This is a genomic window from Arcticibacter tournemirensis, from assembly GCF_006716645.1.
GTDB lineage: Bacteria > Bacteroidota > Bacteroidia > Sphingobacteriales > Sphingobacteriaceae > Arcticibacter > Arcticibacter tournemirensis.
The window spans coordinates 4,774,125-4,797,067 of the sequence record NZ_VFPL01000001.1 but is presented as its reverse complement, the minus strand read 5'-3'; the positions used below and the strand labels follow the sequence as shown (position 1 = coordinate 4,797,067).

Below are 22,943 nucleotides of genomic sequence, written 5' to 3'. Positions count from 1 at the left end.
CGATGGAAGAAAACCTAGATAATCAGTTAAACATAGAGCTTTCGGAAGAAGTTGCTGAAGGAACATATTCAAACCTTGCTGTTATTACCCATTCAAACACTGAGTTTGTTGTCGACTTTATTCGTGTGATGCCTGGAGTGCCAAAGGCGAGAGTTAAATCGCGGATTATATTAACTCCTGAGCATGCAAAGAGGCTTTTACTTGCTCTTGAAGACAATATTGCCAAGTTTGAAACAATAAACGGAAGGATCAGGATACCGGAAGAGGGCGGAGGCTTCCCTATGAATTTTGGCGGGCCAACAGCTCAGGCGTAAAAAAACAAGTGGAATCCTGCTGTAGCCAGGATGTTTGGATCAGTGAATATATTCCAGGATGGCTTCCTGTTCATCGGGCTTAAACCATTTTATATCCGGGTCTTTTCGGAACCAGGTCAGCTGACGTTTTGCAAATCTTCTGGTGTTTTGTTTTATGGCATCTAATGCTTCCTGCAAGCTGATTTCTCCATCGAGGTAACTGAATATTTCGGAGTAGCCTACTGTGTTAAGTGCATTGAGATGGCGATAGGGTAAAAGTTGTTTCACTTCGTCTATTAATCCCGCTTCTACCATGAGATCGACCCGATGATTAATGCGTTGGTAGAGCAAGTCCCTATCGGCATTTAGTCCGATCTTCACGACAGAGAACGGCCTTTCCCTCTTTTTTTTCAGATGAAGGGAGGAGAATGGTTTTCCTGTAGACAGGCTTACTTCCAGCGCCCTGATTATCCGCTGAGGATTATGTATATCGGCCTGTCTGTAATATTCCGGATCCAGCTCTTTTAATTGTTGTTGCAGCACGCCAATACCTTGTTCGGCTAAAATCTGATTTAGTTTATTTCGAACTTCAGCATCGGCTTTCGGTAGTTCGTCGAAACCTTCTGTAATAGCTTTAATAAAAAGCCCGGAGCCGCCAGCCAGTACCGCATAGTCGTTTTTAGAAAATATATCAGCCAGAATATTAAGTCCCTGGTCTTCAAAGTCCCCGGCCGAGTAATTTTCCGTTATGGATAGAGAATCTATAAAATGATGTTTAACAGCACGGAGTTCTTCCAGAGATGGTTTAGCAGTGCCAATGCTCATTTCACGGTAGAATTGCCTGGAGTCGGCTGATAAGACCTCAGTTTTAAAATGGAGTGCAACTCTGATTGCAAGCTCTGTTTTTCCTATGGCTGTCGGGCCGGCTATTACGATGAGCTTTTTATTGGATTGATCAGTCATTGTCAAACGGCTTTCGCTTAATACTTATTTATTAAGCGAAAGGCTGTTAGTATTTGTGAGACGTCAATAATCGTCCTTATTGGAATATTCGTCACTTTCGAAGTTGTCGTTGTCAGAGAATTCATCCATGAATTCTTCTTTTTCCTCTTCTTCTTCAACGTCTACGGGAGCATCCAGTTCGTCTACAGAGGCAACAGTTTCCATGTCTTCTGTATCTTCATCTCCTACTCCGTATTCAGTCTCGTTAAGAAAGTCATATTCTTCGGTGTCTTCAGTTGAAGCGACCGCCGGAGCCACAACAGCTCCTGCTGGTTTTGGAGCTTCTCCTACAGAGCGGGCCAGAGAAGGATATTCCTTATTGGCTTCTTCATCCAATATCTTAATGAGTTCTATGTGAAAGTCAAAAGGACGATCAAAATTGTAGGTATAATAAAACTTCTGATGAGGGTCTTCAATAAATCTATTGAGCTTAGTTCCCGTCATGAGGGTTACTCCCCGGTCGATTTTTCGCTGGTTGGGCAGATATGCTATCTCGTCGCCCTTTATCCATTGATCATTGCTGACGTAGAAAGACGAGGATTGCTCAGGGTTGTATCCTGTGCTTTTATGGATAGCAAGATGCAGATCCTCAAATGTTTGAGTTGATTTGATATCAATATCCCGTACAACATCATCATAATCTTCAAAAGAAACTCTGAACCTGTAAATAGCCATGCTTGATCTTAATTATATGCGAAATAAAAAAAAATTGGCGTAACAATAACGTCTTTTTTTTAAGAAAGTTTGAAAATTAATTATTTATATCATTCACCGGCCGTAGGCCTAACTTTTTCCCTTTTTCAATCATAAAACCTACAGCTTCTTCCCTTGTGTTTTTGATCTCTCCTTCCAGAATAGCCTCCCTTATCTGGTTTTTAATGATACCAACTTCTCTTCCTGCCTTTATACCAAAAGCGTTCATGATGTCGTTTCCTGAAACAGGAGGCTGCCAGTTACGGATTTGGTCGCGTTCTTCAACGTCTTTTAATTTCTGTTTTACAAGTTCGAAGTTCTGTCGGTACTTTTTCTTTTTGTATTCGTTCTTCGTAGTAACATCGGCATGGCAGAGCATCATCAGGGCTTCGATATCCTCTCCGGCATCGAATAATAATCTTCGTACTGCCGAATCTGTCACTACGTCCTGTGCAAGTACAATCGGTCGAAGATGAAGTTGTACCATTTTTTGAACAAACTTCATCTTTTCATTCAGCGGGAGTTTAAGCTGTGCGAATATCTTAGGAACCATGCGCGCTCCCCGGTCCTCATGGCCATGGAATGTCCATCCCTGCTTTTCATCAAAACGTTTTGTAGCTGGTTTGGCGATGTCATGCAGAACCGCCGCCCATCTCAGCCAAAGGTCGTTGCTGTACAGGGCAATGTTATCAAGAACTTCGAGCGTATGATAGAAGTTGTCCTTATGTCCTTTGCCATTAATGTACTCTACGCCATACAATTCAGTCATCTGCGGGAAAATAAGATGAAGCAGGCCTGTATCAAATAGGTAATTGAAACCCACAGAGGGTAAGGGTGAGAGAAGGATTTTATTCAGTTCATCGCTTATTCTTTCTTCCGATACGATAGAAATGCGTTGTTTATTATTAGAGATAGCCTCCAAAGCCGTCTCATCAATCTTAAAACTTAACTGCGATGCAAATCTGATTGCCCTCATCATCCTTAGCGGATCATCGGAAAAAGTTTCCAAAGGGTCTAATGGAGTTCGGATAAGACGGTCTTCCAGATCTTTTATCCCGTCAAAAGGATCTATCAGCTGGCCATAATGCTCCTTGTTTAGCGAAATGGCCATCGCATTGATGGTGAAGTCCCTTCGTTTTTGATCATCTTCAAGCGTTCCGTTTTCCACTATCGGTTTTCTGGAGTGCGATCTGTAAGATTCTTTACGGGCACCTACGAATTCTATTTCAACGTCCTTATACCGCAGCATTGCGGTCCCAAAGTTCCGGAACACCGAAAGCTGACATTTAAGGGCATTAGCAGCCCTTTCAGCGAATTCGATTCCATTACCTACAACAAGGATGTCTATATCCTTCGAAGGCCGGTCCAGAAAGATGTCTCTTACAAAGCCGCCTATCACATAAATAGGTACACCTGCCTCATCAGCAAGTTTACCAAGTTTTTTAAATACCGCATGTTGAAGGTAATGTTCCATAACCCTGACTTGCAAAAATAATGGAATTAGCTAAATGATGAAGCCTAAAACGCATTTAGCTTATTTTATTTAATGGACGAGTGCCAGCCTGGGGAAACGTAATGCAGCATCCGTATTTTAGAATCCAGCAGCTCACCTTCTTATAAATACGAATTTTCCGTCAGGCTCCAGTTTCATAATGGTGGATGGGGTTTTAGGGCTGGTATCATCCTGTTCGAAGTTTACAACGTAATCAACGCCCTCTATGATCTCCTGTGCAATATCGAGGAAATTGGACGGCGATTTTTCGCCACTTAAATTAGCGGAGGTAGAGACAATTGGCTTGCGAAAACGCTGAATAAGTTGCTGGCAGAAAGGATGTTTTGGAATGCGGATTCCTACGCTTCCATCGGCATGAATTACATTAGAAGCCAGGTTCGTTGCCTGCGAATAGATGATCGTTAACGGTTTTTCGGAATATTCAATCAGATCGTAAGCAAGGGCCGGAACTTCTTTCACGTAGCGTTCTAGCTTGTTCTCGTTGTCGAGGAGTACGATGAGGCTTTTTCCAGCGTCCCTGCCTTTTAGCTTGAATATTCGTTCGACAGCTTTCTCATTTGTAGCGTCGCAGCCGATACCCCAAATGGTATCAGTTGGATAAAGAATCAGTCCTCCGGCGTTCAGTACTTCAAGTGCATTTACTATATCAGCGTTCATTTAATATTTCTATAAGTCGGTTATGTGGAATATCATGGGCACATTTAAAGTGCTTCTGAGGGCAGGATTTGTAGCCATGCAAGCCGCAGGGACGGCAGTAGAGGTCGTAGTCAATTTCAACGACATGTTTTTTATCAGATAAAGGGCCAAATCCGAAATTTGTTACGGTTGAACAATAGATGGCCGTAACCGGCGCATTTACAGCAGAAGCAAAATGCATAGGTGCCGAATCATTTACATAGTTCATAAGAGCACCTTTCATTAAGGCGGCGGATTCAAGAAAAGAAAGAGAACCAGAAAGGTCGCGAGCCTTTAAATGAGCGGAGCCTGAAATAATCTCCTGGCAAAGTTTCTGGTCGCCCGGGCCGCCCAGGAGATAAACATCTATCTCCGCGGGAACTGCATTAATAAAAGAAATCCAATGTGATTTGGGGTATTGTTTTGTATGCCAAACGGAAGCCGGGGCACAGCAAATATAGGGGTTCTGCTTAAGGTGCTTTACTTTCTCATAATCAATTTCACTGGGGTACAAGCGTGGCCTGGCTATCGATGATCCTACAATATCGTCAATAAGCTGTTTGTTCCGTTCAGTCTCATGCAGAAGCCCGTCTTTTGTCATGATGTGATCTCGCTTAATGTCAAAAAAAGCAGAAAGAGGATTTTTATTAAACCCTCTTTTTGTTTTAGCTCCCGACAGCACTGTTAAAAGACCCGAAGAGAAGAATCGCTGAAGATTGATAACATCGTCATATTCTTCCCTGCGGATTTCTTTTGCAAGCTTGAACAGGTTCCTTAGCTTATTCTTTTTTTTATTCCATATCCAAACCTTCCCGATAAAAGGATGATCGCTCAGAAGTGATTCATTACCTTTACGAAGAAGCATGTCAATACGTGCCTCCGGAAAATGCAGCTTCAGATCTTCGGCGACAGCCGTTGCTAAAACGACGTCGCCGATAAAAGCAGTTTGTATAATGAGGAACTTATGCATTAAACGGCAACATTATGTTCGCGCAACGCATCATTTAAAGATGTTTTTTTATCTGTTGATTCTTTTCTGGTTCCAATGATCAGGGCACAAGGAACCTGATAGTCGCCTGCTGCAAACTTCTTGGTATAAGAACCAGGAATTACAACTGAGCGGGCAGGAACACGGCCTTTGTATTCAATCGGTTCGCTCCCTGTCACGTCTATAATTTTTGTTGATCCTGTAAGAACTACTCCGGCACCAATTACCGCTTCTCTCTCAACCCGCACTCCTTCTACTACAATAGCTCTTGAACCAATAAAGCAGTTATCTTCAATAATCACAGGAGCAGCCTGAACGGGTTCAAGGACGCCTCCAATCCCTACACCTCCGCTCAGGTGTACATTTTTCCCTACCTGGGCGCAGGAGCCCACTGTAGCCCAGGTATCCACCATGGTACCCTCATCTACATAGGCGCCGATATTTACATACGACGGCATCATAATCACCCCTTTAGCAAGAAAAGCGCCATATCGTGCAATACCATGTGGTACTACACGCACGCCCAACTCTTTATAATTGGTTTTGAGCTTCATCTTGTCGTGAAATACAAACGGGCCTACTTCGATCTCTTTCATATGTCTGAGAGGGAAGTACAGGATTACAGCCTTTTTAATCCACTCATTAACATGCCATCCTCCGGCCACAGGATCGGCTACCCGTAACTCACCTTTATCCAGCATGAGGATAACAGTCTGAATGGCGTTAGCATATTCACTAAAGTTAAGGAGATTACGGTCCCCCCAGGCTTCTTCAATTTGTTTTTGTAGTTGAGCAATCATTTAATAATATTTTTTTAGCAAAATAAAGGTTTTTTGATGACTTTTATCATTATTAGGAATTATAGGCACCACGCTGCCTGTAAATTGTGAACTTTGGAGTGGTTATGGCTGACAAGGAAAAACTAAGAATCGATAAATATTTATGGGCGATACGTGTGTTTAAGACCCGTACGCTTGCCACCGAAGCTTGTAAAGCTGGTCGCGTAAAACTTAACGGACAAAATATCAAACCATCGTATGAGGTGAAGATAGGCGAGGTGTACCACGTTTCAAAAGGCATCGAGAGAAAGCAGATAAGAGTGACAGGACTTTCTTTCAACCGTACCGATGCTAAAACTGCCGTTACTTTTTATGAGGATATTACCCCGGAAGAGGATACATTCAAATTTAAGTCGTCTTTTCACGCTCCTGCGCTAAGCCGCGACAGAGGGACGGGGCGCCCCACAAAAAAAGATCGTCGCGAAATAGATGATCTTTTAGATAACGAACAGGAGAAGAGGGGATTCTGGGAGAATGAGGAAGATTAATAGTGCTTTTTATCTTCTGATAGCTGCCACTTTCTGAACACCGATAAAGATTCACTATGTAGGATCTGTTCGGAAGGGAGCTGCCTTTTTTCAGCAGGCAAACTCAGCTCGTTATATATAAACTTGTCATCAAATCCTATTTCTTCGGCATCGGTTCTCGTATTCCCATAATAGATCTTAGAGATCCGCGCCCAGTAAATAGCGCCAAGACACATCGGACAGGGTTCGCAGCTAGTGTAAATAACACAGCCGCTAAGGTCGAACGAGTTAAGCGCTTTCGCAGCTAAACGTATGGCAGATACCTCTGCATGACCGGTAGGGTCATTAGTTGAAAGAACAGTATTAGCGCTCTGGGCAATTATTTCTCCGTCTTTTGCGATCACCGCCCCGAACGGGCCGCCTGATCCCTCTTGTATGTTATTTTCAGAAAGGGCGATTGCCAGGCTCATGTACTTTTCGTGCTCCGTCATGTTTTTAGTATCAGGTAACAAGTATCAGGTATCAAGTTGAAAGTTGAAAGTTGAAAGTTGAAAGTCTGCCGGCTCTAGGGAGGCAGGCGTACGCTTAAAGAATAAAAGGCTGCAGACGTTGTTCCTGCAGCCTTTTATTCTTTAACGGACTTTTTAACTAATCCTATTTTTTATCTTTCTTATATGCTTCGTTTAACCCTTTAACAACGTCTTGCGTTACATCAAGGCTTTCATCGGCGAAAAGGAGCGAAGGATTGCTTTTAGAATAGGTAAGAACCATCTTGTATCCTTTTTGCTTTGCGTATGTTTTAAGATACTCGGCAACCTTGTCGTACAATTTTTCATTTTCTGCAGCCGATTCATTTGCCAGAGCGGAGCTTGCATTCTGATTAAATGCAGCCAGTTCCTGTTGTTTACGTGCAAGGCGTTGTTCAGTAGAGGCACGCTCATCAGCACTCATGTCCTTTGCCTTTTGTTGATACTCGGCAACTTCTCTCTGAAATGCATTTCCTTTTGACGAAAGGTCCTGTTGTGCATTTTTAGATTTTACCTCCAGCTTCGATTTTATTTCTTTAAAATAATCGTAGTTGTTTACCAGTGAATCAGAGTTTACAAAAACGATCTTGTCAGCTTTTGCTTCTGCCGCAGCAGCGGCTGGAGTGCTATCGTTAGCCTTTTCCTTATTGTTGTTACATGAAACTACAACTGCTGCCATTAGAAGGCCGGCAGCGAGCTTAGACATTGATTTGAATGATATGTTCATTGACGTAAGAATTCTTTTACTATTTAAATTTAACGCAAATATAATCTTTAGGTTTGAGTATACAATAGAGGCAAAGCATATGCTCGAAGTTGTAACGACTCTATTATAAAGTGCTTCACAAACGCTGTTTTTCTCAACAGTTTACCTGAAATGCGGCTAAAAATCGTTAAATTTGAAGCTATTGCTTTTAAACAAACTATGAGCGAAGAAAAGAACGACAAGAGTAATTATTCAGCAGAAAACATACAGGTTTTAGAAGGCTTGGAGGCGGTACGTAAACGTCCGGCCATGTATATCGGTGATGTTGGTGTCAAGGGATTGCATCACCTTGTTTATGAAGTGGTAGATAACTCCATCGACGAGGCCCTTGCAGGGTATTGTTCTGATATTAAAGTAACCATCCACACGGATAATTCTATTACAGTTGAAGATAATGGCCGCGGTATCCCCACCGGCATGCACCAAAAGGAAAAGAAATCGGCACTGGAAGTAGTAATGACCGTCCTCCATGCCGGCGGAAAGTTCGATAAGGATACATACAAGGTTTCCGGGGGGCTGCACGGAGTTGGGGTATCCTGCGTAAACGCACTGTCCATACATCTTACCACTGTGGTTCACCGCGAAGGAAAGATCTTCACCCAGGAATATGAGCGGGGTAAACCATTGTTCGATGTGAAGGTTATTGGCGAAAGTGAGCGCACAGGAACAATTCAAACCTTCCTGCCCGATCCTGAAATCTTTCAGCTTACACGGGAGTATAAATTTGAAACCCTTGCTATTCGTCTCCGCGAATTGGCGTTCCTTAACAAAGGCATTCGCTTGTCGCTTACCGACGAGAGGGAAGTGGCGGAAAACGGAAGCTACTTGAAAGAGGAGTTTTATTCAGAGGGAGGACTAAAGGAGTTTGTAAGATATCTTGATGGTACCCGAACCCCGCTTATTCCTGAGCCCATCTATGTCGAAGGTACCAAGCAGGGTGTCCCGGTAGAGCTTGCGATGCAGTATAATGATACATATACTGAAAATGTCCACTCCTATGTGAATAATATTAATACAATTGAGGGAGGAACACACGTAGCCGGATTTAGAAGAGGGCTTACCCGTACATTGAAAGCATACGCTGAAAAGTCAGGGCTGCTTAAGAATGTGAAAATAGAAATAGCCGGTGATGACTTCCGTGAGGGGTTAACAGCGGTGATCTCTGTAAAAGTACAGGAGCCTCAATTCGAGGGACAAACAAAAACCAAGCTGGGTAATAATGAGGTAATAGGCGCTGTTGATGTCGCTGTGGGTGAGATCCTGGGTAATTATCTCGAGGAAAACCCCAAAGAGGCACGAATGATTGTTAATAAGGTCATTCTGGCCGCCACTGCACGTGCAGCGGCACGCAAGGCGAGGGAAATGGTACAGCGTAAAACTGTTATGGGAGGCTCTGGTCTTCCGGGTAAACTGGCTGACTGCTCTGATAAGGACCCTGCAAAATGCGAATTGTTCCTTGTCGAGGGTGACTCGGCAGGTGGTACTGCCAAACAGGGCCGTAACCGTTATTTTCAGGCAATACTTCCGTTAAGAGGTAAGATCCTTAACGTGGAGAAAGCAATGGAGCACAAGATTTACGAAAACGAAGAAATCAAAAATATTTTTACAGCGTTGGGTGTAAGTATCGGGACTGCGGAAGATGATAAAGCGCTTAATCTTGATAAGCTGCGTTATCATAAGATAGTGATCATGACCGATGCTGACGTCGACGGATCGCATATTACGACGCTTATCCTTACCTTCTTCTTCCGTTACATGAAGGAGCTTATAGAGTTCGGATACATTTATATTGCTGCCCCTCCCTTATATCTTGTTAAAAAGGGAAAGGAACAGGTTTATGCGTGGAACGAAGTTGAGCGCGATGCTGCGGTTCAGAAGCTTAAAGGGGCAGGGAAAGAAGACAGTGTTCACATTCAACGATACAAAGGTCTGGGTGAGATGAACGCCGAACAGCTCTGGGATACCACTATGAACCCTGAGACCAGAACAATGCGGCAAGCTACTATCGAAAATGCAGCGCAGTGCGATCATATATTCTCTATGCTTATGGGCGACGAAGTAGCACCAAGGCGCGACTTTATAGAACGGAACGCAAAATATGCACGTATAGACGTTTAAGATAACATATCTTATGTTACTATAATTTATCAGGCCGGGAAGAACTTCCTGGCCTGTTTAGTATCCCACCTTTCATCTTAAATAACATCAGCCCGGCGATAGATTCGGCCTTCTGTTTTGCAAGGGTGGCAAACGGCCCAGAGAAGAGTTCGTCAACAGACTCATTAAACAGCTCCTTCCATCGGTCAAAGTGCTCGGCTTCTAAAGGATGTATCATGTTTAACTTAAAATGTACTTCCATGGGGTTGCCCTTAAACCCTTTCTGACCAAAAAGAATGGTTTCCCAGAAATCGTACATCTTAGGCAGGTGAAGATCCCAGTTTACCTTTGCAATGTCTTCGAAAATGTATCCTATAAGATCATCTTCTTTTACTTTGGCGTAAAAGGTGTTAACAAGTAATTCGATATCCTGTCGTGATTCAATATCTCTTTCCATAGCGTAATGTTTAAACTTCCTGAAAGCAGAAGCCGTTGTTATTCTATTCAGATGACCGGATCCAGTGCTGGCAGGCAAAAAGATAGTTTCTGGTCGCGATAGTTTATGATCGCAGAATATTTCATAAGAATATCTCCGCCAATTACTCCTATTACAGGGGTAATTTCCATTTTTTCATATGCAGTATTAATTGTAGAAAGATCAAGAACTGCTGCCTCAAAGTCAAAGATCCTGAGATCGCCGATAGACAGCTCTGGGATTCTGATAGTATAACTTTCCATCGAATCGGTACCCAGGCCGGTAGATAGTTTATCAGTCAACAGAAGGGTATCCGTGTCAATATAAGCCTCAATGGTAGTTTTATCCAGTACAGTACGCGAGGCGCCAGTATCAACCACCGCTTTAAACAGCCTGTTAAAAGCAACGACTTCCACTAAAGGGTGGAAGCCGTCGTCGTGCAGATTTAAAATTTCTAAAGAAACTTCTATCATTCAATTTTTTTAATCTTCGTAATCCGAAGAGTTAAATAGTATAGAATTAAGCAAGTTCTAATACACTGTTCATGCTGCGAACAGCCTCAGCACTTTTAGCAAATGCAGCCTGCTCTTCGTCATTAAGTTTAATATCAACGATTTTTTCCCAGCCGTTCTTGCCAAGCACAACAGGAACACCAATGGCGATATCACTCTGTCCGTACTCACCGTCAAGAGCAACGCAGCAAGGAACTAGTTTTTTCTCATCTCTGAGGATACTTTCAACAAGCATTGCAGTACCTGCGCCAGGTGCATACCATGCGGAAGTACCAATCAGTTTAGTTAATGTTGCTCCGCCTACCATTGTAGCAGCAACGATCTCATCCTGTTTTTCTTTGCTTAAGAACTCAGTTACAGGAACACTGTTCCATGTAGCGTGGTTAATTAAAGGAATCATAGTAGTGTCACCGTGGCCACCAATAACAACAGCGTTAAGGTCGGCAGGAGAACAGCCTAATTCCTGGCTCAGGTAATATTTGAAACGTGATGAATCTAAAGCTCCGCCCATTCCGATAATGCGGTTTTTAGGGAGACCTGAAGTTTTAAGAGTAAGGTAAGTCATGGTATCCATTGGATTAGATACAACAACAATGATCGTATTGGGAGAATGTTTCAGGATATTTTCGGTAACCGATTTAACGATACCTGCGTTTGTTCCGATAAGTTCCTCACGGGTCATCCCGGGCTTACGTGGAAGTCCTGAAGTAATGACAACTACATCAGATCCAGCTGTAGCAGCGTAATCACTGGTAACACCTTTAACTTTGGTGTCGAATCCAAGTAATGCAGAAGTCTGCATCATGTCAATTGCCTTACCTTCAGCAAAACCTTCTCTGATATCTAATAATACAAGTTCCTGGGCTAGTTCTTTTCTGGCGATATTGTCTGCACAGGTAGCACCTACTGCTCCTGCTCCAACTACTGTAACTTTCATTTATTTTGTGGGTTTAAATAATAATTTATTAAATGCGCGCAATATAGAAAAAAGGCCTTACTAATAAAATTCTTTTTCTATTTGTATCGTTCTTAAATGCCGTTACGTCTGTATTACAAGGGATTAAACATAGAAGAAAGACAATGCCTTTATTACTTGATATTTCGGGCTTTGAGGCACTTTTCGAGGTGAACTATCAGCCGCTGTGCGCAACAGCTTATCGTATTGTGCAGGATAAAGACATAGCCGAAGATATTGTGCAGGATGTATTCTATAAATTATGGGAGAGAAGAGACTCATTAAGAGTAAGTTCTACGCTTAAAGCTCATTTATTTCAAAGCACTATTGATCATTCTGTTAATTATATTAAACTATATAGAAATGCTATTAAACCCTCCAGTCAGATTCGTCGCGAACCAGGCTCGGGAGTCGGGTTTATCGGGCGTTCACCTGCTCTTAAGGAAAGTCATCTGGTAGAAGTGGCGGTTAAGTCGCTTCCTGAGCCCTCCAGGTTGGTTTTCTTACTGAGCCGCTATGAGCAATTATGTTACAAACAAATAGCCGAACGTCTTGATATTTCAGTTAAAACGGTAGAGAGCCAGATGACAAAGGCCTTCAGGTATTTAAAGGAGTATCTTTTAGTCGTTTTTATATTTTTCGCTGATGTTTTTTTGTAATCCGGATAGGGGTAAAATAAAGGCAGGATGTATTACTATAAAACGACAAAATATGGATGAACAGATCATAGACGAAGCAATTGCCAGGTGTCTTGAAGATGATACCCCTCTAAGTGATTTACTGGATGTATTGTACCTGGCTCAGTTAATTATTGCCTAAATATAATGGGAGAAGAAAAGTACTGGAATCTGATGAACAGATATTTATCTAACGAACTATCGCTGGATGAAACAAATGATTTGTTAGAGTGGCTTGATCGTGATCCTGCCCGGACTGATCTGCTTAAAGAACTCCAGGAAATATGGGATAAAACAAAGGACTATCCTGAAAACTTTAAGGTTGATACCCGGGCAGCCTGGCATAAGCTAACGAACAATATCAAGGCGCAAGAAAAAAAACAACAGAGGAGTCCTATTCCCTTGACTTCTCTCAATGCACGGTATGCTATAATTGGATTATTATTTTTCCTGCTTTTTTTTGCTGTTAGCCTTTATTTCTACTTCAAATAATTACCGACAGGACGATTCCTGGTAGAATCGGCTTAAACACACTTCAACACGAATCAATTTCGAAAAGACGAACGTCTTACAGGATATGTTCTGGCATAGAACATTAAAACGGATATCCTATGGCTAAGTTATAAACCAGGTTGTCTTTTCTCCATGCCTTGCTTCCAAAGTTGATATCATCAATAACCCATTGCTCACCATCAGCAAGCCATGGTTTTCGGATCGGGAAAGCCACGTCAAGCCGCAGTACCAGAATGGATGCATCGATACGGATTCCGGCGCCCGTACCAACAGCCAGCTCTTTCATGAAGTTTTTAGTGAACTTAGCCCCCGGGCGGTCCGGGTCGTTATTCAACAGCCAAACATTTCCTGCATCCACGAAAAGTGCTCCTCGTACAATGCTGAACAGTTTTGGTCTGAATTCGGAGTTCATTTCAACTTTAATATCGCCCGACTGATCGGCGGCGAGCACATTGTCGTTGCCCAGGTTTTCATCCCTGTACCGGCCCGGCCCTAAAGACCTTGCGCGGAATGCTCTGACGCTGTTCGTTCCTCCGATAAAGAACTGTTTCGTAAACGGCAGCGATCTGGAGTTTCCGTAGGCATAACCATATCCAAAAATAACCCTGTTTGCCCACTGCGAGTTTAGTCCCAGCTTCCGGTAATACCTGAAATCAAGTTCGGTTCTGATATATTGAGAATAAGCTGTTCCAAAGAGCTCCTTTTCCTTCTCGCGGTTTGCACCTGAGATCAGGCCCACTATGTTTCCCGAAAGATCCAGATTGCCATTAAAGTAGAACGTATTGGTCTTATAAGTCTTATGTGTGTTTGTATAGTTGAAATTATAAGTAGGGCCAAAGGTAAACTGTTTGTCAATAGCATGTTTGTACATCGGGTTCGCTTTAGAAAGACTGTCATATTCCGTAGAGACTCTGGATGGTTGCACATATGTGACCCCCAATACTGTTAATCTGTGTTCTTTCTCTAAACTCTCTTTCCATGAATAACCCAGGGATGTACGGAAGGAATTAAGCGTATAGCTACCTTCCCTGTTTAGAAAGTCGTATCCTAAAGTTATATTGGTACGGGGGATAAAGGCGCTGTTTGAACTTACTTTAAAGGGGGTAATAAATCGCGGGATACCTAAATTTACCTCTGCTCCATAGCGCAATATTTTGTTGCCATAAGCGGTTCCGCTGTTATTTCCCGACACCTGCACATCCGTGCCAATATAGGCAGAAACGGTGAGGAGTTCCGCACCTTTGAAAGCGTTCCTGTTTCTCCAGCTTAACGTAAATTCAGAACCCGTAAAGTTTGCCGAATTGGTTGTGCCCGTTACTTCAGCCCTGATCGACTTTTTAGTGTAGGGAGTAAGATAGTAGTACGCATCGAGCAGCGCTCTGGAACTGTCCGGTTCTTCAAACTGATTCTTTACGAACTTAAAAGTGCCGAGGCTCATTATCCGGCTTAAAGAAAGATTGTGATCCGTGCGGTTATAAATATCTCCTTCGTGAAAGAACATCGTACGTTCAAACACCTGCGGCTTAAACATCTTTGTGCGGTCTATAATGTAGAAGTCCTTGTATTTTATTGGCGCAGGGGTTCTGCCTTTTATTGTATCTCTGAGCTTGAAATTCGGATATATGTAAATGTGGTTAATCTTGTATATATCCCGGGCTTTTTCCGCCGTAGACTGTTTAATGTTCATGTAAAGATCCACCCTATGGCGTTCGCTGGTACTGTCTACCTGGATAATCAGATTCTCGGGACTAAAGTAATAAAACCCTTTCTCTTTAAGGTTTGCGTCAATACGTTCGCGTTCTGCTTTGATTAGGTCCAGATCATAACTGTCACCTTTTTTCAGTATCGTATTTTCGGCAGTTGCGGATACTGCTCTTCCAAGATCGGAGCTATCGGTGGTGAAATTAACGCTTCGAATTAAATATCGCGGACCCGCAGTAGTAGGGTAAGTGAGCGATGCTTTTCTTCCGCGGATGCTGGTATCAGAGGTAGCCATCGCCCTGAAAAAACCTTTGTTTTCAAGCCTGTTAACAATCAGGTCGCGGTTGTAATCTACCTTAACAGAGCTAAAAAGAACCGGTGGCTCACCCCATTTCTTAATCCATTTGCGAGGCCCTTTTTTCGCAGTTTTAGTAATATTATAGATCCATAGCTTTGGCCTCAATCCTAATATAGATGTGTTAGGCTTGGGTCGGAGAATGCTGTTCAGATCCGGTTCAAGAATCTTTTTCTCCTTCCTTTTGATGTCCTTGTCCTCTATTTTAACTTTCGCCCCCGTATAAAGATAGTCTCCCTGAGGTACATTCTTAGTGACATTACATGCCATCAACAGCGATGTAAACAATAATAAAATATACTTTATATAAATTCTATTCATTCCCTTTTGTCGTTTCTTTCGCTGATTTCCGGGCTCTTTGACGCCTTTTTTCTTCTCTTGATTTACCAAATATTTCTCTGAACTTGTTATAGTCCATGGTAATAACAAAACCAACTCCCGTTTCAATAACCTGTCCCTGCAGGGCAACCTGATACTGGTTTTTCTGATAGGCCCGGAGCAGATATCTTCCGTTTTTAGATAACTGGTATTCTACCTGAATATCCCCTGCAATATTGCTGGTTTTAGCGTTTTGCTGGCGTGGGCCTTCCAGTTCAAAATTACTACCAACAGTTACTTTCAGACGGTCATTAAGGAGTCTTTTAGACAATCCCACATTCAAATCTGTCCGGTTAGCTCTCTCCCCGGTGGTATAGTCGTCGGTCGATTGCAGATCAAACTCCAGCTGTACCCCGCCGATCATATCTCCCGCAAGGTTATTTAGCTGATCGGATAGTACCCTGCTGACACTTTGCCGTGCTGTCGATTCAAGGCCTCCTCCTCCGGCACTGCTTTGAAAAGGATTCTCTGAAACGAATCTTCCAAGCAGAAGCACTGCAAATACCTGTTTATTAAGCTCCGAAGGGTCGTTGCGTAGTTGAGTCAAACGTCCGTTCACATTGCTGATAATATCAGAAGAGACGGTGTAATTATCTTCCGGAAGAACAATGTCAAAAGAAATATTGGGCTTCATCAGTTCTCCACGCAACATCAGGTTGATATTGAACGGCAGTTTTTGCTTATAGGTGTTAAGAGTCGTTTGTGGTTCGCTGCCTAATTGGGCCTCCACGAGGTCGATAGGTGCAGTATTGGCTACGTAAACGGCTGTTACATCCGCTGTTGCCATTAATGGTTCGCCGCTCCAGGTAAGCGAGCTGCCCTTTTTAATTTCAAACCTTCTTTTAAGGAAACTCAGGCTAAGGTCGTAAGATCCTTCTTCTACCGTAAGGTTGCCTGTGAGGTTAACCTTTCCGCTTGGATCTATTCCTGCAGTGAGCTGGGCTGCTCCCTTCATCCGTAGCATATCGCCGTTTGCCGGATCGACCAGCACATTAATTTGGGCTTCCTTATCAAGTTCGATGTTCACGGAAACGTCCATTCCTGTGATCGCCGATTTATTTAATGTATCGGCCGGGTCTTTAAAGACCTTAGAAAGCTGTGGATTATCCTTGTCGACAAACTCAACGATGCCTTCCCTTTCTTCAATAGAAGGGTCGTTGCTTGGAAGTACGATCGTGAAATCTGTGTTCGGATCAATTTTTAGCGATCCGTCTACCACAGGAGAAGTCATCGTTCCCTTAATGCCGAGGCGGGTATCGATATATAGTTTTCCATAAAAAAGGTCGTTATCGAGTCCGGTAGAATTAATTACCCTGAAGTTGCTTGCATTAAGCCTCAGGTCGAAGCGGAAATCGGTATATGTTTTGGTATAGACCATTCCATTAAGCGAGGCCTTGTTATTAGCAGAGTCTATCAGCGAAAAATCACTCAGCCTGATGCCCTCATCGTTGAAACTAATCTGAGCTGCATCCTGAATTCTGAAATAGGAGTTTAGCATCGTTACATTAAAGGCAACGTCCTTAAATCCTATTCCGCCCCGAATGGCCGGTGCATTCGTTGTGCCTGTAATATCAAGCTTTCCCTGAAGATTACCTTTAGCCTGCCTGATGCTTCCCATTGCAAAGCCCTCGATACTTTTCATGCTCAGGTTACCGATGTTCAGATCGAGGTCGAAGCTGCTGTTATTGGTATAATAAAATCCTGTAAGATCAACCTGGTTGCCCTGGCCTGTTATGTTTACGTTTGCTGCAAAAGTATTTGCCTGTTCGTTGTTTACCTTGACAGCTATATTACCAACAGTATCTCCCCTGAAGCTAAAGTTGCTGATATTCAGGTCGGATGTAAAGACAGGGGAGTCTTCAAAGTTCCGAACCGCAGCATTACCGTTTATAGTCCCTCCAACAAGCAGGGAGTCCTGCTTTACAATGTTCGTGAGTGTTTCTATCTGGAAATTCCGGAAATCGACTAAAAGCGGATTATTTAGACCAGGAGGGCTTGTATTGATGCTCAGTTGCTGATTTGCGTTCGACAGTACAAAGTTGGTTGCCTGAATTCCTTTCGCTCCAAACTGAATTGCATTATCATTACTCACAGTCCAGCGGGTATGGTTCAGCAGAAGCCCGGTAGGGTTGAGGCTAAACTGATAAGCATCTTCTAAAGCCTTAAGCGCTCCCGCGATACGATAGTCGATCTTGTTTTCTTTGTCCTTCGTTTGAATCGCGGTGTAAATAGTATTATTCTGAACATTGCCGGCAATGCTTGTTGAGAGTAGTTGAATTGAGCCCGTGTTAATGCGGTCTAGAGTAACTGAATAGTTTATTGCAGTGTCTGCAGTATTCACTTTTAGCTGAAGGTTGTTCAGATCGTTGGTACCATATAGTATGCGTGGGATCGATCCGTTTACAGCCAGTTGTTGATTCCTGCTGTCAAAGTTGCCATTCAGAACAATAGTGGCCAGCTCTTTCAGGTCCGGTGCAAACTGCCGGAAAATGGGTGCATTTACAATCCTCGCATTAAAGGTAAAATATTGAGGATCGTACTTCACAGCTTGCTTTTTAGTGGTGGTTGAGAAGTACTTGCTGATCAGATCCTGCATCGCTATACCGATTTGTGTGAGTTTGTACTTTCCCTGTATATTTGCCGACATGATCTCCGAGCGTAACTTTAAGCTGTTACTGTCGGCGTTTGCAGTCGATACGATACTGACACTATCAAGAGAAAACCTTTCGCCGTCTTTTGCGATCAATGCATTACTAAGTGTGACGGACCCATTGAGGTAATCGGGATCTGCGGTAGGAAGGTCCGCAACGAGCTTTCCGTGAAAGCGCAGATCGTCCTTCATAAGATTTAACTTTTGCAGGTTAACACTATCCAGGTTAAGGTTAAGCTTAACCGCCGGATATTTTTTAGACATATTAGCACTGGCATTCATGTTAAAATGAAGGTTGGGATCGGCCATGTTTGCTTTAGCACTCATTGTTCCGCGATTTGCGGTTCCGTCGATGTTTAAATTCCGGTATGTATATCCGTTAAACTCTGCTTTAATCAACTTTCCAACCGCCCGGGCTCTCATTGTTTTCGGATTAGTGCCGACACCTACAACGTTTGCCGCAAGCGTGATCCTTCCGATACTGTCGTTTTTGATAAGTCGTCCGACATTGAAGTTAAAAATCCTCAGATTGGCCTTGTACCGTTCTCCTCCCTTAACGCGCGCATCGTATGAAGCAATCGTTTTCATGCTTCCGTAGCTGGAACTCAGATTGAGGTCGGTATTGAAATTTTTCATACTGCCGGTAAATTTCCCCTGCAGGCGGATCGCTTCGGGAATGCTGATGTTTGAAGGTACTGTACCGCGGGGCACCAGCGCAAGTATGTCTGCCCGGCGAGTGCTGAAATTGTCAATGTTGATGTCCAGCCAGGCCTTATTCATATCGGGCAGCCCTCTGGTTTTAGCAGAAGCTTTAATTTTGGTTCCTCCCAGTCCTGATATTTCAAGATTGGGTATTTCGAGATTCTTTATTTTGCCTTTTATCCGTCCGTTTATGTTTAGTACCGCGTCGGCATGACCTTTTAGCGGAACCGTATTTGCAAGTGCCGGAGCCAGTATGAGGATATCTTTAAATCCGATTCTCGTTTCTTTAAGATTGGCATCAATACCAAGCTCACCTAAATTTGTAGAGATGCTCTCGATAGAAGGATAAGAGATCCTGATATTATCTCTTATCCTTGTAACAGAGGTTTCAATATCCAGATCATTCAGATAAGCTTCCTTACTACCATAAAAAAAGGAGGTCTCGAACCTGCGCAGGTCAAAACCGCTCTTTTCCTTAAAGCTTCCCGATTTGATTTTACCTGAGATAGTATCTATGCCGTAAACAAGGTCCTCCCCATTCAGGTTCAGCTGCTTTATATCCATGTGAGCGAAGTCCATTCCCCTCTTTAAGACCGGCATATTGAAGTTATCAAAGCGAATGTTGTTGTTGTCAAGGTTTATTTCCTTAGCTGTGAACTTCCAGTTGTTTGCAGTCGCTTCAGCAGCCTTTCCGGCTTCTTTAGCCACAACCTTTGCCTCTGCTTTTTTGCCCAGCTGGAAAAGAATTTCCGAGTTACTCAAATCGAGGTTATTCAGACTTATGCTCTGATTCTTCAGATCCAGCTTATCCGATTCGACTTCCAGCTTTCCCAAATTTACATCAGCCTTCATCGCCGAAATGTCGTTTTGATAAAATACCTTTATTCCTGACAGGTCGAGCGTGCCGAACTTCAGGTCTATATTAATGGGCTCATTACTTTCGGCCTCATGTTGCTCCATGGACTTCGGTTCAACAGCTGGTTTGCCCTGAATAACACGCGCGTTCACGTTTGCCATTGTTATCTTCGGAACATTAAACTTCATCTTATCCAGGTCAAACTCTTTTATCCTCGTATCAAAGTGGCCAAGAAAAAAGCTGACATCGTTGGCTGACGGAGCATCTTTATAGCCGATCCTGATGCGGTCAAGATTAATTTTGTCGATGGAGAACTTCATTGTTGAAGTGGTATCTTCAGGTTTTGGTTCTTTCTTCTGTTCGCCGGCAAAGGATTTAAGAATATAGTCGAAATTGAATACGCTATCTGCATTTCTATGTATGTTTGCAGTAATGCCACGTAAATCAATTTCGTTGATTTCAAGTGTGTTATCTAAGAGCTTTAATAAGCTCACGTCGACTTTGAGGGTATCCCCGGCCAGTAACGTGTCGCGCTGCTGGTCCTCGAAATAAATGTCTTCCAGTACGATTAGCTTTGGAAGGTTCAGACTGATCCTGTTTATTTCAACCTTCGTTCCGATTTTTTCTTCGAGATAATTTACGGCTTTTGATCGCGCCCAATTTTGTACAGACGGAATTCGTATCAACACAAAAAGCAGAAGTACCAGGAAAATAATGATCCCAATAATCCAAAGAATAATTTTTAAGGTGAGGGTGCCGTATCTTCTCAAGAGTTGTTGTTTTTATCCATAGTGTAAATTTCAAAAAGCAGAGAAATGTTTGCCTTTCTTGTCTTTTTTGTGTGGATATATCCTTTGGTATACGAAAAGAACAATCTCCTCAGGCTGTTTGGCTCCTGTAATGCGAAAACAAAAAACGCTTGTTTCGTTACAATTCGACGCCACAATATTCGTGTAGAAGGGAGAAGTGCTGTCTGTCAAGCCCGATGACGGGATACTTTTCGGCAGTTTGAGATAAGGCGCCTTGAAATTAAAAAAAAGAGGGAGGCTTGATGCCTCCCCCGAACCTAATCAACCAAAGTAAAGCTGCCGTCAAGCTTAACAGCGTCCGACGAGCTTCCAATCATTATTTTAAATTCACCGGGCTGGGTGATCCATTCTAAATTTTCATTATAGAAAGAAAGTTTTTCCTTGTCTATTGTAAAGGTAATTGTTGTGCTCTCACCTGGTTTCAGCATTACTTTTTTGAAGTCTTTCAACTCTTTAACCGGGCGAACAGGGCGGGCTACCATATCCTGTAAATAGAGCTGAGCAACTTCTTCTCCTGCTACGTTGCCTGTGTTCTTAAGTGTAAATGATACAGTAACAGGTTTGTTTCCACTGATATTGGTATCACTCAATTTCAAATTGCCATATTCGAAAGTGGTATAGCTTAGCCCATAGCCAAAAGCATAACGCGGGCTCTTCTGCATGTCGATATAACCCGACCGGTAGTTGAGGTCGTTATCGTCTTTTGCAGGTCTTCCAGTGTTAAAGTAGTTATAGTAAATAGGAATCTGACCCTCCGATCTCGGGAAGGTCATAGGAAGTTTTCCCGACGGATTGTAATTGCCGTATAGTACATCAGCGATAGCATTTCCTGCCTGGCTCCCGAGCCACCACGTGTACACAATAGCGGGAACGTTATCTGCAGTCCAGTTAAATACTAACGGACGGCCTGCCATCAGCAGCACCACTACCGGTTTTCCGGTTGCCTGAATGGCCTTAATAAGCTCCTCCTGGTTTCCAGGTAAGTGAATATTTGCACGGCTTTTGGCTTCGCCGCTCATGTCGTATTTTTCGCCCATAGCCATCACCACTACATCTGCCTGTTGCGCTGTGCTTACAGCTTCTGCGAAGCCTGCTTTCGAAGTATCACTTATTTCACATCCCTTTGCATAAAGCAGCCTGGCTTTTCCCGCCTGATTCTGCATTCCCTCATATAAAGAAACCAGATGGTCTTCTTTTCCCCAGTCAATCGACCAGAAACCCTGCATATCCTTTTCTGCTTTTACAAGCGGACCAATAAGAGCGACTGACTTAAGATCTTTAGACAGCGGTAACACCTGTTTTTCATTCTTAAGAAGGACGATGCTTTTTCTTGCCACATCACGTGCCGCCTCAAGGAATTCAGGCGTGTTCAATGTTTTCTTTTCACGTTGTTCGTTGCTGAACCGGTAAGGGTCATCAAATAAGCCAAGTTCGAACTTTTTAACGAGGATTCTTCTGACCGCATCATTAATGACTTCTTCCTTCACCTTTCCTTCCTTTACCAGTTTAGCCAGATTATTAATATAGCTGCGGCTTTCCATATCCATGTCGCTTCCCGCATTTATTGCCACTTCGGCAGCTTCATAGTTATCTTTTACATAGCCGTGCTGGATCATCTCACCTATAGAACCCCAGTCGCTCACTACAAATCCTTTAAATCCCCATTTTCCTTTCAATATATCTCTTTGGATATAACTGTTCCCTGTCGCCGGGATGCCGTTAATGTCGTTGAATGAATTCATAAACGTAGCGGCGCCGGCGTCAACAGCGGCTTTAAAGGGAGGTAGGTATACTTCCCAGAGGGTACGAAGACCCATATCCACGCTATTGTAATCTCTTCCTCCGATAGCAGCTCCGTAAGCAGCGAAGTGTTTCGCACAGGCCATCACAGCATCGAGGTTTCCAAGCCCTTTTCCCTGGAATCCTTTTACTCTTGCTTTTGCTATCAGTGAACCAAGGTATGTGTCTTCTCCGGCTCCTTCCATTACACGGCCCCAGCGGGGATCGCGTGCGATATCTACCATGGGAGCAAACGTCCAGTGGATACCCGAAGCTGCTGCTTCTGTACCTGCAATACGTGCTGATTTCTCAATAGCTTCTAAATCCCAGCTTGCGGCTTCTGCTAAAGGAATGGGAAATGTGACACGATATCCGTGAATAACATCCAGCCCGAAAAGAAGAGGAATCTTTAATCGCGACTGCATAGCAGCTTCCTGCAGCGCTCTTGTATGTTTTGCTCCCTTAACATTCAGCATCGAGCCAATTTTTCCCTGTTTAACATCCTCAAGTTTATTTCCGGAGTTTGTTACAGGCCCCGTAGCTTCCCAGTCGCCGGTGTATTGGTTTAATTGCCCGATCTTCTCGTCGAGGGTCATTTTCTGAAGAAGAGCTTCCACCTTCTCATCAATGCCGGGAGCCGTCGGGCTCTTTTTCTTCTGTGAATAGGCAATTGAGAAACAGAATGTGATCAGGGTGAAGGAAATGATTTTTTTTAACATGG

The 22,943-nt window shown here is 43.2% G+C and carries 19 protein-coding genes; 5 read left to right on the top strand and 14 right to left on the bottom strand.

Annotation, left to right across the window (positions count from 1 at the left end; translation table 11 throughout):
* The first annotated feature begins 2 nt into the window (after positions 1-2).
* On the top strand, positions 3-314 hold the full coding sequence (locus BDE36_RS19970; protein WP_128768560.1) for a DUF3467 domain-containing protein: 312 nt from the start codon (positions 3-5) through the stop codon (positions 312-314).
* 39 nt (positions 315-353) lie between these two features.
* On the opposite strand, the gene miaA is transcribed toward BDE36_RS19970, so the two are convergent.
* The 6 genes from miaA to BDE36_RS19940 all read right to left on the bottom strand — a co-directional run bounded on the left by miaA (position 354) and on the right by BDE36_RS19940 (position 5,964).
* Positions 354-1,256: a tRNA (adenosine(37)-N6)-dimethylallyltransferase MiaA gene (miaA, locus tag BDE36_RS19965; RefSeq protein WP_141816258.1), complete on the bottom strand. Its 903-nt coding sequence runs from the start codon at positions 1,254-1,256 to the stop codon at positions 354-356.
* Between the two features lie 63 nt (positions 1,257-1,319).
* Positions 1,320-1,970, bottom strand: a complete 651-nt coding sequence (locus BDE36_RS19960; protein ID WP_128768558.1) for an IS1096 element passenger TnpR family protein — start codon at positions 1,968-1,970, stop codon at positions 1,320-1,322.
* A gap of 76 nt (positions 1,971-2,046) precedes the next feature.
* The gene (locus BDE36_RS19955; RefSeq protein WP_128768557.1) at positions 2,047-3,462 is read right to left on the bottom strand and encodes a CCA tRNA nucleotidyltransferase; all 1,416 of its coding nucleotides are present in this window, start codon (positions 3,460-3,462) and stop codon (positions 2,047-2,049) included.
* A 132-nt stretch (positions 3,463-3,594) separates the two neighbouring features.
* Complete coding sequence (locus tag BDE36_RS19950) at positions 3,595-4,158, bottom strand: L-threonylcarbamoyladenylate synthase (RefSeq protein ID WP_128768556.1); 564 nt, start codon at positions 4,156-4,158, stop codon at positions 3,595-3,597.
* Positions 4,148-5,146, bottom strand: a complete 999-nt coding sequence (locus BDE36_RS19945; RefSeq protein WP_141816257.1) for a glycosyltransferase family 9 protein — start codon at positions 5,144-5,146, stop codon at positions 4,148-4,150. Before BDE36_RS19945 ends, BDE36_RS19950 begins: the two co-directional genes overlap by 11 nt.
* Positions 5,146-5,964 (bottom strand): 2,3,4,5-tetrahydropyridine-2,6-dicarboxylate N-succinyltransferase, encoded by an 819-nt coding sequence (locus BDE36_RS19940; RefSeq protein ID WP_128768554.1) that lies wholly within the window; start codon positions 5,962-5,964, stop codon positions 5,146-5,148. Before BDE36_RS19940 ends, BDE36_RS19945 begins: the two co-directional genes overlap by 1 nt.
* A gap of 104 nt (positions 5,965-6,068) precedes the next feature.
* On the opposite strand from BDE36_RS19940, the gene BDE36_RS19935 reads away from it, so the two are divergent.
* Positions 6,069-6,491 (top strand): RNA-binding S4 domain-containing protein, encoded by a 423-nt coding sequence (locus BDE36_RS19935; RefSeq protein ID WP_128768553.1) that lies wholly within the window; start codon positions 6,069-6,071, stop codon positions 6,489-6,491.
* Here the strand turns inward: BDE36_RS19935 and BDE36_RS19930 are convergent.
* Both BDE36_RS19930 and BDE36_RS19925 read right to left on the bottom strand, forming a co-directional pair.
* Complete coding sequence (locus tag BDE36_RS19930) at positions 6,488-6,961, bottom strand: nucleoside deaminase (protein ID WP_141816256.1); 474 nt, start codon at positions 6,959-6,961, stop codon at positions 6,488-6,490. The two genes, BDE36_RS19935 and BDE36_RS19930, sit on opposite strands and share 4 nt — an antisense overlap.
* A 163-nt stretch (positions 6,962-7,124) precedes the next feature.
* Positions 7,125-7,724 carry an OmpH/Skp family outer membrane protein gene (locus BDE36_RS19925; protein ID WP_141816255.1) on the bottom strand — a complete coding sequence of 200 codons (600 nt, stop codon included), beginning with the start codon at positions 7,722-7,724 and terminating at the stop codon, positions 7,125-7,127.
* 198 nt (positions 7,725-7,922) lie between these two features.
* On the opposite strand from BDE36_RS19925, the gene gyrB reads away from it, so the two are divergent.
* A complete protein-coding gene (gyrB, locus tag BDE36_RS19920) occupies positions 7,923-9,881 on the top strand; it encodes a DNA topoisomerase (ATP-hydrolyzing) subunit B (protein WP_128768550.1) in 1,959 nt (652 codons plus the stop codon).
* 19 nt (positions 9,882-9,900) lie between these two features.
* Here the strand turns inward: gyrB and BDE36_RS19915 are convergent, their stop codons facing one another.
* From BDE36_RS19915 to mdh, 3 genes are read right to left on the bottom strand one after another with little or no spacing between them, the layout of a single operon-like run.
* A complete protein-coding gene (locus BDE36_RS19915; protein WP_128768549.1) occupies positions 9,901-10,317 on the bottom strand; it encodes a group III truncated hemoglobin in 417 nt (138 codons plus the stop codon).
* A 47-nt stretch (positions 10,318-10,364) separates the two neighbouring features.
* Positions 10,365-10,808 (bottom strand): retropepsin-like aspartic protease, encoded by a 444-nt coding sequence (locus BDE36_RS19910; protein ID WP_128768548.1) that lies wholly within the window; start codon positions 10,806-10,808, stop codon positions 10,365-10,367.
* Between the two features lie 46 nt (positions 10,809-10,854).
* A complete protein-coding gene (gene mdh, locus BDE36_RS19905; RefSeq protein ID WP_128768547.1) occupies positions 10,855-11,784 on the bottom strand; it encodes a malate dehydrogenase in 930 nt (309 codons plus the stop codon).
* 143 nt (positions 11,785-11,927) lie between these two features.
* Here mdh and BDE36_RS19900 point away from each other — a divergent pair, with 143 nt between their 5' ends.
* Both BDE36_RS19900 and BDE36_RS19895 read left to right on the top strand, forming a co-directional pair.
* Positions 11,928-12,461 (top strand): sigma-70 family RNA polymerase sigma factor, encoded by a 534-nt coding sequence (locus BDE36_RS19900; RefSeq protein WP_141816254.1) that lies wholly within the window; start codon positions 11,928-11,930, stop codon positions 12,459-12,461.
* Positions 12,462-12,626: 165 nt separating this feature from the next.
* Positions 12,627-12,971, top strand: coding sequence for a hypothetical protein (locus tag BDE36_RS19895; RefSeq protein ID WP_141816253.1), 345 nt, complete (start codon positions 12,627-12,629; stop codon positions 12,969-12,971).
* A 103-nt stretch (positions 12,972-13,074) separates the two neighbouring features.
* Here BDE36_RS19895 and tamL read toward each other — a convergent pair whose 3' ends face one another.
* From tamL to bglX, 3 genes are all read right to left on the bottom strand, one after another.
* Entirely contained in the window at positions 13,075-15,369 is a 2,295-nt protein-coding gene (gene tamL / locus BDE36_RS19890) for a translocation and assembly module lipoprotein TamL (protein ID WP_141816252.1), read from the bottom strand.
* Positions 15,362-20,404, bottom strand: coding sequence for a translocation/assembly module TamB domain-containing protein (locus BDE36_RS19885; RefSeq protein WP_141816251.1), 5,043 nt, complete (start codon positions 20,402-20,404; stop codon positions 15,362-15,364). Before BDE36_RS19885 ends, tamL begins: the two co-directional genes overlap by 8 nt.
* A gap of 296 nt (positions 20,405-20,700) precedes the next feature.
* Entirely contained in the window at positions 20,701-22,941 is a 2,241-nt protein-coding gene (gene bglX, locus BDE36_RS19880) for a beta-glucosidase BglX (RefSeq protein ID WP_141816250.1), read from the bottom strand.
* Between the last annotated feature and the right edge of the window lie 2 nt (positions 22,942-22,943).